The 13481-nt window shown below is 38.2% G+C and carries 8 protein-coding genes and 2 pseudogenes; 2 read left to right on the top strand and 8 right to left on the bottom strand.

Features of this window, described 5'->3' with window-relative positions; all coding sequences use genetic code 11:
- Positions 1-918: 918 nt before the first annotated feature.
- Positions 919-1590 carry a hypothetical protein gene (locus NSQ50_RS10875; protein WP_076179513.1) on the bottom strand — a complete coding sequence of 224 codons (672 nt, stop codon included), beginning with the start codon at positions 1588-1590 and terminating at the stop codon, positions 919-921.
- 557 nt (positions 1591-2147) lie between these two features.
- A pseudogene (locus NSQ50_RS10870) lies at positions 2148-2504 on the bottom strand (transposase); the annotation flags it as partial.
- 289 nt (positions 2505-2793) lie between these two features.
- Here NSQ50_RS10870 and NSQ50_RS10865 point away from each other — a divergent pair.
- Positions 2794-3735: a DNA/RNA non-specific endonuclease gene (locus NSQ50_RS10865; RefSeq protein WP_076179511.1), complete on the top strand. Its 942-nt coding sequence runs from the start codon at positions 2794-2796 to the stop codon at positions 3733-3735.
- 436 nt (positions 3736-4171) lie between these two features.
- On the opposite strand, the pseudogene NSQ50_RS10860 reads toward NSQ50_RS10865, so the two are convergent.
- Positions 4172-5101: pseudogene (locus NSQ50_RS10860) on the bottom strand (IS110 family transposase); the annotation flags it as partial.
- Between the two features lie 245 nt (positions 5102-5346).
- Here NSQ50_RS10860 and NSQ50_RS10855 point away from each other — a divergent pair.
- The gene (locus NSQ50_RS10855) at positions 5347-6612 is read left to right on the top strand and encodes an IS110 family transposase (protein WP_036684113.1); all 1266 of its coding nucleotides are present in this window, start codon (positions 5347-5349) and stop codon (positions 6610-6612) included.
- Positions 6613-7155: 543 nt separating this feature from the next.
- Here the strand turns inward: NSQ50_RS10855 and NSQ50_RS10850 are convergent.
- From NSQ50_RS10850 to NSQ50_RS10830, 5 genes are all read right to left on the bottom strand, one after another.
- Positions 7156-7938: a hypothetical protein gene (locus tag NSQ50_RS10850; RefSeq protein WP_076225170.1), complete on the bottom strand. Its 783-nt coding sequence runs from the start codon at positions 7936-7938 to the stop codon at positions 7156-7158.
- Positions 7939-8006: 68 nt separating this feature from the next.
- Positions 8007-8342: a hypothetical protein gene (locus NSQ50_RS10845; RefSeq protein ID WP_076179509.1), complete on the bottom strand. Its 336-nt coding sequence runs from the start codon at positions 8340-8342 to the stop codon at positions 8007-8009.
- Positions 8343-8355: 13 nt separating this feature from the next.
- A complete protein-coding gene (locus NSQ50_RS10840; protein ID WP_076179508.1) occupies positions 8356-10230 on the bottom strand; it encodes a DEAD/DEAH box helicase in 1875 nt (624 codons plus the stop codon).
- 287 nt (positions 10231-10517) lie between these two features.
- The gene (locus NSQ50_RS10835) at positions 10518-12515 is read right to left on the bottom strand and encodes a TniQ family protein (RefSeq protein WP_076179507.1); all 1998 of its coding nucleotides are present in this window, start codon (positions 12513-12515) and stop codon (positions 10518-10520) included.
- Positions 12516-12549: 34 nt separating this feature from the next.
- Entirely contained in the window at positions 12550-13476 is a 927-nt protein-coding gene (locus NSQ50_RS10830) for a TniB family NTP-binding protein (RefSeq protein ID WP_076179506.1), read from the bottom strand.
- Between the last annotated feature and the right edge of the window lie 5 nt (positions 13477-13481).

Here is a 13481-nt window from a genome sequence, read left to right as displayed (position 1 = left end):
AACAACTATTGTTTCGCATACATCATATCCCGTTTCTTTAATTAAAGCAAATACTTTGTTAGTGTAACTTATTTATAGTAAAAATAACCCTTCCCAAACCAATACATTCAAGAAGGGTTTCCTTTCGTCACAGTTTTATGAACAGAACATCATTTATCAACTTATGTGGAATGGTTAGCTCATACTTTTCAATTACCCTCACTTGTAATAAGGTTCAGAGTGATTGATTTTCAACTAATCTGCCCGTTAATTGAATAATTAAAGAATAGACTGAATTTTCCGGCCCAGGATTAGACAGAAACATCAACTGCAACTTCGCTTGTCGACTGGGTCCGTCGGCTAACCAATCGTCCTGAATTAGCGCTTTCGGAAGAACAGCCAGAAGCGCTAGTCGCAGCTTCGCATCAGCAGCTGGCCGCCGACGTAACAGTCTGTAATTTATTTTCTGAGTCTAATACTTTATATTCTTCGGCCAGCTGCTCTGTAAAAATAAAGTATTAGACTCGTGCCGTTGATTTAACAACGTTATAAATTAAAGAACCGTCAACTTTTGAAAGATACGGTTTAAATTGATCCATTAAAAAAACAGCGGCAGAACAAGACTTGATAAATAAGTCTTTGACTACCGCTGCTGTAGTTAACTAAAGTTTCCCTTAACTTAATTCATTAATGCACTTTATAATTTGTGACTCTATCTCATAAAGTTTTTTGTGCTTTTCTTTAATGTAAACCTTTCTTTATCTTAGTGAATGTCAGGAATCAATAACGCTGAATTCGACTTTAGAGATACCCAATGTACCCTGTATCGCCAGCAGCAATTGTAATTTCTACTTTTATATAATTCCAACGTGCTTTTATATTTTTGTAAACTATATGGTTTGAAGGTTTTTAATGCTTACAATATTGTTTTAGGTACGCTTAATTATTTGGTTTGTGTTCCAACCAATAGGATTTTTCAGGATTTCTATCCAATACAAAAATATCGATTGGCCCGCCTACTGTTTCGACTTGATTCATGACCTCAACAAAGCCTTTTTTATAGAAATCAACCGTTTCTTTTAAAGTCCAATTATCCGTATCTTCTTCGTAGTAAGGCATTATTATCGGATATACAGCATCGTCGCCTATGACTGCTTTTCTTCCACCAAATTGAAATTCATTAAAATGCGACTGATAGGTATGAATTTTTGGTTCTAATTCACCAGATTTATTTTCAACAAAACTTCCCAATGCAAAACAGTAACGATTCTCAAGACTAAGTGGATTTCGTTGCAGCTTTTCACTAAGTGTTCTGTTCCAAGTCCTCACGATACCTTCCAAGAGCTGTTCACCGTTTTGTTTCGAGAGCGTACTTTCGTTCATCTTTAAGAAATGATTTGTAACTTCGTCCATTTCTAAATATGCTCCATTGCCTAGATACGCCTTCCTTAAGCCGGCATGGCCAATAGAAAACCAATTTTGGACAGGTATGATTTTTTCATTATCGTCTTCGAACTCAATCATATTCCCATTTTCATCAGTTCTAGATGACCTACTGTCTGCCATCATGACGACTTTATCTTGCCATGCATAGGCAATTACCATTGTCATTTTGTATATCCCCCCGCTGTTAGTTTACACCTTGTATGTTAAAAGCATTATATGTCTTCATTGTTTGGGTACTTGGAATTGTGCTATAAATTCCTCCGAAATCTTACGACTAAAAACCATATTCGGTGAACTGGTTAAACTATCCTCCCTCTATGAGGAATCACTTTTCTCTTGAATGCTCGTTATATCTTAGGTTTCTGATTTTATTCGTTCAGTGCAGACGACTTCATGGTGGAATCAAGTTGAAATCAAAGAAAATGTTGGGACGAGGAAAAGCGCAAAAGAACATCTCCTTAACCACAGTCTGAAGAAAGTGGTTACTTAGGAAAAGTATGGTTGCACTTATGGATCTCCACATTCCTCATGGAGGTCAACCCTCCCAAGTCTCACAGAGTCTACGCTCCCACATTCCTTCATTCAACCTGTCCATGAGGTGGAGGTCAGATATGCTGCCCGACAGGATCTTCGTCCGTATGATAGTTTCGTTCCGACTCATCCGTGCTTCAGTTGTCTGTATCTCACTGCTTTGGTTCGAATGCTAAGAGGTTACTGTTTCATTATGCTGCCGTACTTAAAACATTGAATCGAGGGATATCCTGCAACATCTTTACTTCACTAAACTCATGGCCTTTTTTCATGATTCCGAATAAAACTCGAATTAATTTGTTACACAACGCGATTAACGATTGCATCTTTTTAAGCGGATTGTCTGGTCGTTTGGTGTAGTACTCATGTAAAGCCTTAAAAGCCCTATTCTTCGCCACCAGCGGCATTATGACTCGGAAAAGCAAAGCTCGAAGCTTTTTCCTTCCTCGCTTAGTGATCTTGGTCTGTCCTTTGTGCTTTCCAGATGTATTCTCTTTTAGGTTCAATCCAGCAAGCTTTATAAGCTGTTTGGGATGATGGTAGTTGCCGATTGTTGGAAGAAAATAAAGTGTTAGACTGGATTTGTTGATTTGACGCGATTTTAAAATTGAGAAATCGTCAGCTTTGGAAAAATAAGTTTTAGACTGATCCTTTAAACGAAGCAGCGGCGGATCAAGACTTGATAAATAAAGTCTTAGACTGCGCCGCTGTTATCATTAACCTAACGTGCTTTCGTTAGGTTAATGATTTTCGGTAATGATTTTTAGACCTAAGTACCTAGCATAAGTTATGATAGAAGTAAATACTCGCATCGATGTTTAAAGGAGAAATAATAAAATGAAAAAGAACTTCTTGATCTTACTTTTAATGTTTGTCTTACTGGTTGGTTGTAGCAATGTAGAAAATTCGACTATTGCCAATGGAGATAATGCCCCACAAAAAGTAACTACAGTAGATAAGGTGCAAAAAGAAAATGTTGCTGAGTCCACTGAAGAACCAGAATTAGAAAAGAAGGCTGTTGATGGAACAGTTATCAAGCAAACACCAAACCAGCCCCAAAAAGATCTATTCTCAGGATACAAACGAATTGAAATGGATAGTTGTAGTTTATCTGGGCATCGTGAACCTAAAGTCGTTGTGGATATTGGTTACGGTGATCGTAAATACTGGGCATTTACAAACGAATATGGGCAACTGGTGCGTGTCATTGCTGACAAAATCACTATACAAGATGACAGTAAGGAGTCTGTCTTGTCATCTGGAAGATATTGCAAAGATGAGGCAAAGGTCCCTGGTGTTGAAAGATCTGATTTAGACGAAGGACATATCATTGCTGATAGTCTTGGAGGGGTATCCAATGCTTATAATATCACTCCTCAAGATAGTACGCTTAACCGACATGGTGACCAAGCATATATGGAAGACGCTATACGGAAAGCAGGTGGAGCTACTTATTTTGAAGCAATCATTACCTACCCAAACACGGAAACGCAGATTCCTTCAAGTTATCAGTATACCTATACTTTAAAGGGTAATGTGATCGTCGATAAATTCGACAATAGAAATCCTGATAAAGTAAACGAATCTCTTGGTTTAACAGGGAAAAAGCATTCAGATTCAAAAAGTTCGGAAGATCTTTCAAGTGTTGATACAAATGGTAATGGGAAGGTAACGATTAAAGAAGCGAAAGATGCCGGTTATAGTATGCCAATAACGAGTGATCACTGGTTATACAAATATATGGATGATCGTGATGGTGACGGAATGGTTGGTGAATAACCCGATTTCTTAGTTGTTATTGATACACCCGCTCCTGGCTAATTCAGATATGAGTGGGTTATTTTTTGTTTACAGGATTATACGTTGTCCAAACTATGCGTTATCAGACCTCTCAGAAAGCCCGTAGAGCGATTCAAGAATTAGGATGATTTTGGCCCCAGATAAGGTGGATGAGTACAGAGTGTTGTACTGTTTTTGCATCTGAGGATTCAAGCAATCTAAGATTTAATCGGCTCGTTTCCACTCTTGGACCCATACTTCACCTCCTAAAAATAAGAAATTTAATTGGAAGTATTCTTCATGTAATTAAAACTATCCTGTCCGTTAGCTTAATGATGCTTCGTCAGTCTAATACTTTATTTTCTCAGTCTAGAACTTTATTTGTTCAGTCTAACACTTTATTTCCCAGTCTATAACCTTATTTTCTTCTGACACCGATATCGCCTATCTCTGCGAGGAAACCGGCCACTGTATCTCTACCGACTCCTGTGATTGCTAGCAAATGATTAACGCCAGGAATCTGATGGAGAAGTTGATCTAGCTTCGTTTCAAGCTCTGCGAACTTACATTGAATCAATTGATACTGCGCCAACAACAACTGAAGTTCCATCTTGGCCAATTCTGTTCCTTGCTTAATGCCTACCGAACGGTTAGCCGCTGATTTCAGGCTCGTTATGCGCCCCAGCCCTGCACCTCGCTTTGCCACTTCTCGTAGGTGCCCCAGTAGAAACTCATCCGGTAACTTAACGAGTTCATGCGGCAACAGGTTAAGGCTGAGCATCTGAATTGCCGATTTACATTCCCAATCCTTAAACACCGTGAGGAATTCAGGAAAATACCGATCTAGCCAGTTATGGACTCGCCCTTGCACAACGCGCAAGTCAGTCGACAGGTGTTCGCGAATTTTCATAGCTTCACGCAGCTCTGCATAGATGCCTTGTGGAATATTCGGTACGGCGTATCTCCCGTCTTTGACAAGCTGTGCGATGACCTTGGCGTCCTTAATGTCGTTCTTAGTTGGTGAATTGTCGTCTAATTCTTTACTCTTTTTAACGTGCAACGGATTTACCACGCCAAAGACAATCGTCTGTTCTCTCAGGTAGTGTGCAAGATTCAGCCAATACTGACCGGTGGGTTCCATACCTACCACGACGTCTTCGCATCCGTGTTCCGACATAATTTTCCGGAACCAGTTTACGAACAACTCAAACCCTTCCAAGCTGTTTTCAAACGAAATTGGCTTCCCGAATTCAACCCCACGAAAGTCTTGTGCTCGAGCCACATGTTTGAACTTTGCAATGTCCACACCAACAATGAGTGTGGAGGAAGTGATTTGAGTAATTCGCTGATTTTGATTAAAATGCATAGTGTAGTCTCCTTGGAATGTATTTGGATCTGTCGCTGGCCAGCAACTGAGATCCTTTTATATCTTACCAAGGAGTCTTTTTGTTTCTCAAACCCGATATTTCTTCATAATAGGAATGCTGCCCGTTAGAATTCCTGTAAACTGAATAATTTGGAGTTTGAACAAAAACGAGCGCCTCGGTAACATGGGAGTTGGATACGGGTCTACAGCCCTTTTAATCTCACCATTTAGGAGGTCGCTCTACTATGAAGTTTAAAGCTCAAGACAAGCAAAATCAACTCATTGAAAACATTACCGTTCATCATTTGGTCATTGGCGTAGACATCGCCCAAGAAGTCCATGTGGCCCGCGCGGTCAGCTTTCGTGGGATTGCTTTGGGAACTCCGCTCGAATTCGGTAACCATCGTGAAGGGTTCGATCTGTTCGAACGCTGGATCCAAGATCTACTCAAATCCTACAAACTTAGCAGCGTCATAGTTGGTATGGAACCCACTGGCCACTACTGGTTTAGCCTGGCACGTTGGCTCCTCGATCAAGGCATGGAGCCCGTTCTGGTTAATCCTCATCTCGTCAAAAAGAACAAGGAAAACCGAGATAATACACCGTCTAAAAGTGACCATAAAGATGCGCTTGTCATAGCAGACATGGTCAAAAACGGGTACTACTCCCCTGTTCGTTTTCATCCCGAAGATTACGAGGAACTACGTATTCTAATGGCGAACCGAGAGACGGTTACCAAGCGCCTCAACGCTGCGGTTAATCAGATTCATCGCTGGGTAGACATTGTTTTCCCTGAACTTCGTCAGGTTTTTAAAATCCTCACTTGCACCAGTGCAATCGCAACACTCCGACTCTTCCCCTTGCCAAAAGAGATCCGTCTGTTAAATACGGAACAGGTCCTTGCCGGTTGGAAGCAATATGTAAAGCGTCATGCTGGAGTTAAACGTGCTGAGCTACTCATTTCACTTGCGAAATCCAGTGTGGGTGCCACTCAGGCACTCCACGCATACAAGCTCCATCTTGGGCAATTGCTCGAAGAATATGACCTGGCCCAGCGCCAGCTTGAACAAATTGAGCATGAGCTCCGCCTCATTCTTAAGCGTATTCCTTATGCACAGAAGCTCCTTGAAATACGAGGCATCTATGTTACGAATCTAGCTGGTGTACTCGGTGAGGCTGGTGATCTAAGCGGATATACGCACGGAAATGCTTTACTGCGTCATGCTGGGTTAAATCTAGCTGAAGCTAGCTCCGGGAAATGGCGAGGAAAGATGGTGCTCAGCAAACGAGGCCGGCCACGTTTACGTCATTTTCTTTATCTCATGACAATGAGTATGGTTATGACAAATCCGGAGATACGAGCGGCACATCGTTATAATGTAGAGGAAAAGAAACTGAAGAAGATGAAATCCATTATGAAATTAATCGGTAAAGTAGCGAGAATGCTAGTCGCATTGGCTAAAAGCAGTACCGCTTACGAACCGATCAAGGTATTCCCACAAGCAGCATAAAACCAATTAATCCTCATCGACTCATGCATTCGCAGGATAACAAGAAGCACGGAGTATCGGGAGACGTTACGCAAAAGGGCTCGGACCCGTTCCGTTAGAAAGACCGACCTCCACCCCTTAGTTAGATGTGACGAAGGAATGAAAGGGCTATGACCCGTTGAGACATGGGAGTGAGAATCGCTAGGGCGAAGTGGAGACGTGCATATAATGGAACAATATGGGTGATCCTTATTCACCCTTATTTACGCATGCCCAATTCCCCATCTCCCAGCCACCGGCTCCTTCATCATCCTCTTCATCACTTTAACTACAGGATGAAATCCTGCGAATTCATGAGTCTGAGTGAGGAAACTGAATCATTTCGAGGGAGCTGAATGAAAAGCCTATCAGTCTAATAATTTATTTTCTCTGAACATATATCCCCCTCCCGAGCTCCCCACTGGAGTCTTACCTTAGCGGTATCAGACAGATACTTTAAATTACGCGCCAGGACAACCACAAATCAATCCTTGTCTCTCTAGGAGTTTTTATGTGGCATTCAAATTATTTTTCTTCGAGTTTTAATAATACATCCTGCAAAATTGAAATTAGATTTTTTCTTAGTATTAAATCTTGAATTAAGACTTCCTCTTTTACTTCCTGATATGCCCTACTCATTACTGTCACTAGCATAAGGACTACCAATGATAGAAGAAATATACCAATAAAAATATAACCCTGAGCATTATACTTTATTACATCAGGACTTTTATATAGATAAGGAAGATATTGATTTATGTTTGGAACTGTCAATGTAAGCAGTATGCTTGGAGCGATCAAAGGTGCCAGTTTTCTATTTTTCACTTCTAATTCATATGAATCGATTAACTTTTCAATTTTCCATTTATAATGTAATCCATTGTCTAGCAAAAATGTTTGAATTAATTCTATTTGAAGAAGATTAAATTGTTCTCCTCTCCAACCCTTTAAGGGAACCATAAGCTCAAGCTCATTCTCAAGAAATGTTCTCGCCGCTAAGTCTAATTTCCTTTTCCCCCAAACAAATAGAAATATAGAAAGTGGAAATAATAGAAGGGAGTAGTTAAAAAGCACTTTATTCCAATGATAAGAAAATGATGCGCCAGCAACTAAGAATAAACAAAATACCATGAACCAAAAAAATAAATTAAACATTTTGTATTCTTTCTTAACATAAACAAAAACCAAGGCATACGCACGTACGTTGTCCTTGTAATAATCGAGCAACTTTCCCTTCACAGTTCGCACCTCATAGAAATAAAATAAGTAAAGTATATCATCCATTGAAATATAATCCATTTTCAGCATTATGTATGTGACGATAAATAGAATTTCCCTTAAATAAAAAAAGCCCCAAATTGGGGCGATAACTCATTCTATGCTGCTAGAAGATTCGTGATTTCCTGTAAACATTGGATGTTGTCTGTTTTGATTAATACTTTTACAATCTCATCAATACGGCTGTACACAGTAAATGTACTCTCATTCTCAATCATTTCGATTTTTTGAACGAAGCCTTTGCTGTTGAAGTAATAGTGGGTAATAATCTTCTTACCTTCATCAAAAAAAACCACTTCCGCCTTAGTTCCCTGCATGTAAGCGTCGAAATTAACACTTAGATAATCCGGATCTCTAAGGTTCTCCAATAAATCCTGTGGCCACACTGAATTTTTGTAAATTAATTCATGTAATTCGTTTGTAATTTCGATCATATTGCTCACTCCTTTACAATGTGGATTGTATCATTTCAGCTAAGTGCTTAACAAGCTCATCTAGATAATCTTGTGCTCTGAAATAATTATCCAATGTCCAAACATCTCTCTGACCAAATTCCTCTTTTAATTTATCATTAAGATAGAGTGCAATTAGAGCAGCGTTATCCAGCTCCTCATTATTCTTCAAATAAAAGTACTTTGAAGGTAATGCTTTAGCAAATTCTCGCCCCTCTTTTTCAACCCCAAATTCACTAATTAGTTTGGCAGGAAGGTTCATACGTACGTTTTCATGGAACTCCTTGCGGACAAACATACGGTACTTTTTGGGCGATTTGAGTAACGGATTCTCATCTCTTGGCTTCTCTTGCGTTATGATGAACTTTCTTATTTCTTCTTCTGATGAATTTGGAAGAAGGCTTTTGAATGACTCAATTTTTAATTTTATTTCCGCTTCAAATTTCTCGTTTTCTTCAGTTAATGCTGTAGACAAATAGTATTCTGATTCCGTGTCCAATGTTCCTAATAATTCCACATCAGCAATACCTTTATTATATTTTTGGCCTAAGTCCCTTGTCAGGGATCTTTCAAACTTCTCTTGCTCTTTAACTTTTTCTATTACTTCTTTAATTTTGAGTTCTTTCTGATATTCCCTCCACAAAGGATCAAGACCAAGATCTCTGTGAGCTATAACAGTTCCAATATTATCTGAAGGTTTAACTACATCGGGACCATCAATATATCTTAATATGCGTCCTATAAACTGAGAATACGGTGCAAGTGATTTAAAGGGTCTAAATATAGCAGCAACTGATAGAAAAATATGATCATATCCTTCACCTAGCATTGCCACGTGAATAATTACATCGCATCTATTATTCTCGACATCAGATAATATCCTCTTTCTCGTTTCAGGTTCTAACTCACTATGGATCAATCGAGCCCTGAGCCCCTGTTCTTGATACATTGTTTCAAGTGTTTCTCCGTGATTAATACTACAAGCTACAGCAATGATTTTATGTGGAATTGTTGATCCAATTCTTTTTGAATTTAAAGCACTTATACTTTCATTTATTATTTGTTCATTACATTCTTTTGAAAGAGCTACGCTTCGAGCTATGTAATTTTCATCTTTAATACCAAGTTCCCGTAATTGATTTATTGTATACTTTCGAGTAAAGTCGTTATCTATTGTTAAGTAAACTTCTTCAGGGAGTAATTTGAAGTTTTCTAATGATTTTACGATGTTTTGTTGCATGGCTCTTCCAAGTCCATAATCAGTTATAATTTTACCTTCTATAGGCTTTCTATCGGTTCTGAATGGCGTACCAGTAACTTTCACCACTTTTGATTTGCTAAAATAATTCAGAGCATTTTGCCAAGTTTCTGCTGGAGAATGGTGGGCTTCATCGATAATAATCATATCAAAAAAATTAGGACCGACTTTTTTTAGAAGAGAGTTTCTAAAACGCGAGCTTAATTTATGAATGTTTAAAATAATGATATTGCTATTTTCTAATTCTTCTTGATTAATGTCGTTATCAAATTCATTCACAATTGGTAAGTCTTTAAATTCATTAAACACCTTTCTTTTAAGCCAGAAGTTTCCTGGTTCGGACGGGTCCAGTGATTCAACAACATGATCCTTAATAACAAGTTGTGGAGTAATTATTAGAACACGTCCTTGACACATTCCATACGGAACCAAGCCTATTACTCCAGTTTTCCCGGCACCAGTCGGTAAGATGATAACTGCATCCCTACTCGAACCCTCTTCTTTAAAATGATTAAAGGCATCAATATAAGCTAAAACTTGTGGCTCTCTTAGTTCATCATTTTCCACTATTGCAGGTTTAGCATTCATGAAATAATTGATATCAAATGGCATATTACTTCCTCCATTGTTGTTATTTAATACCACTTTTTTGTAATTATTTCGCCATACAGAAGCATTCACCTTTATATATTTGGAATTTTTTTAAAAATTTCATTTTTAATTATCCTTATCCATAGATCCGGTTGCCACTTTAGGAGTATATTGAATTCCCAATATATCCATATACTAGTATGAAATAGCCAATTCTGAACAAATGAAACGTATCTTCAATGAAAATCCCGTACCTTTAATCGGGTACGGGATTTTCTCAATCTATTGAGAATTCTATTAAAAAATAGTTAATCATCAGACTCCATGTTTACTAATAATCCTATATATGAATGCAACTGAGGTCGAACCTTAAGAACTTTTTCATAAGTAAGGCCTATTTTTTCACAAACCGCTTTTTTGGTTAAAACCATATTCCCCAATACCCTTATTTCTTCAACAGCCATTTTCGCCTTTTCTTTTAATACATTTATCTCGTTTTCGTACATACGTTGTCTTGATGCTATATACTGCTGATCAATGTATTCAAACACTGATAAATGCTTACGCTTCAAATCCTCACCACGTATACTCAGATCATTATAGATATCACTTTTTTTCCAATCTTGTTCTTCTTTTGCACATTGCCTGATAAATTCTTTAGCTCGTTCGATTAATCTTACGTTCTCATTTTCTAGCAAGCCCATTTTCACCTTTTGGTTATGTAAAACTATTGGTTTATTAAAACCATAATATAATAATTGTCCCTTGGTTATATCTAGTGTCGCAGCCACTTCCTCCATGTTAACCACAGTATTTTGAATCAAATAATGTTCAAGTAATTCTTTGTTTACTATAGGCTTACTCTTATTTTTTTTGCGGCTTGTTCTTTTCCTATACTGATGGCTATCAAAAAATAAAAACTGCTTTACCTCTTTCATAGCCAAAGCACTATAATATTCAAAAGCATCCCATCCAAATCGCTTTTTAGCTGTTATACGCAGTTGACCTCCTTCGCTTATCATTTCTTTAAAACATTGCACTGCATTTGCTGGAGCTATTTGCACCATCGGATAAAATTGTGTCCCAATATAGTAATCCGAGTAGCATAAATCTTTCCATAACTTCTCTCCTATTATTCCTATCCTTTTTTGAATTTCTTTATGAGAAGCAAGTTGTTTCTTTAAATCATGAATTCCCTGAATCCTTTTTATTACATTATTAACATTTTCCCATTTCCCCGTTTCTTTGGAATAACCATACTCCATGTAGCAATCAGTACACACTGAACATTCGTCATAGGATTTACGATCTGTAAACCAATAAGGGTGAGTCACTCGAGACATTCTTTTATTCGTTTGGAAAGATGGACACCACGGTGCTAAACACTCGCCTAGCGGTTTTAGCGTAGCTCTTTTTCTTGGGTATAGCATGATATCTTCAATGATCTGATCCGTTAGTTGAATTTCATTTAATCCCCATAACGATTTTTCTGTTAATGTCACCACTTTAAATACTGTTGCTAATGAAACATTTTTCTTACCGGCCTTTATTGCCAATCTAAAGTTGTACAACCCGCCTTCCCTAAACAAGTTTTCTTTTTCAAAAGATTTATTTTGAACGGCATACATGAGTTTAAGCCCTAATAATTGACCTGCTGAGAAGTGATTATGTTTAGGCATTCGTTCGTTAGTAAGTAGCCACTTCCAAGAAAGATTATACGGGCTGTTTTGTTGCATTAGGAAAGATGCTGTGTTTTTACAGCTTTCAGTAGTCATTATCTTTTCACAATGTGGACACCTTCCTTCAAAAAAGCTGGCATTTGAATACTTAAAAGATTCCTTACAATGGGGACATCGATCAATTAATAAGCTTTGATGTTTTTCGCAATAGTCCACTCCTATAACATTCCAAATGAGTTTATGCCCTTCGCCTTGAGCAACACATTCAGCGCAGATTTTTCTTGATATCCCGTTAATATATTCACGGCCATACACAGTCTCAAAGTTAACCTTCGTTATATCCACTTCGCTAGTCGATAACTTTCTTATTAGTATATAATATGTAAGGAGTTCAAGTATTTCTTCAGATTGCCCTGTAACATAAGCTGTTTTTTTTAAGTCCAGATGTGTATACGGGTTTGAATCTAATGATTTCATAATCCTTTTACGACACTTCCCCCCCGTTTTATTTGAACGTATTAATGGCCATATGCTTTCAAATGATATACTATTCACTTGGCAACAACGAAAAAGATAGCTACTTAAAGACTCCCCATCCTGAGGCTTCAACCGTATAGTAAATCTCATTATTTCCCCTCCACTATTCATTAAAAAAGCTTCTTCATTTAGAAGAAGCGGCTTTCTCTACCAGTAATGTCTCCAGTTCATCCTCGATTAAATCGCCATAAATGTTGTTTTTTGCTGCTTCAAGATCTTCAATCTTCAAGATAGGACATTGCTCTACAGTCAAGTCAAACAATCCCGCTAGTCGATATGCCTCAATTAATATTTGAACAACCAGGCCAATAACTCCCTTACTCCAATTATGGAAAAGTTGGGGCAGGTAAGAATCTGGATCGCCTAATCCGATTGGTTCGGGTGGTTGCAGATTACGTTCCATTTCTTGCATAAATTCAATAAACGTTTCATCACACTCTTTGTATCTATTTAAGCGCATCACAGGATAACGGCGTAAATACTGAAAATCAGAAGTTCTTAAGCTATCGATTACTGGAGTTCCTACACATACTAGAGAAACATGAGCTGAATTCGCAACGTGCTTGATGTGCTCCATAGCTTCATCACCTCGCATGGTGCGACCCTTTACAATATAATTCATCTCGTCTAAAATGATCATCTCTACCTTTTGCTGCTCAATTAAGGTAAAAGCTTGGCGCTTAACATCCCCGATTGTCTTTTTGCCCATTAATGTAGGTGCCCCAAGTGCTCTGACCATGCTTTGATAGAATTCCATCACTGTAAAGGGGTTGGGCAATTCCATAACGATTACAGGCTTAATATCTATTTCTGTCCCGTCCTCGTACGTTTGTGTATAGCCGACGTTTGCATCCATATATTTGTTAATCAAATGGGATTTCCCTATACCGGAATGTCCGATTAGAAACAAATGTCTGGGATACCGCTTTTTATCTCCAATTTTCTGATGCGCCCTCATTGAATCGAAAATTTCCCAGGTTTTTTTTACGGATGGAGATTCAACATGCAATTTCTTTAGTCTTTCAGCAAACTCTTCTTTAGTAGTATTCATGAACA

The sequence above is a fragment of the Paenibacillus sp. FSL R10-2788 genome (assembly GCF_038003885.1).
In the GTDB taxonomy this organism is placed as follows: domain Bacteria; phylum Bacillota; class Bacilli; order Paenibacillales; family Paenibacillaceae; genus Paenibacillus_AQ; species Paenibacillus_AQ odorifer.
Note: the sequence above shows the minus strand (reverse complement) of the source record. Positions and strands in the feature narration are given on the sequence as shown.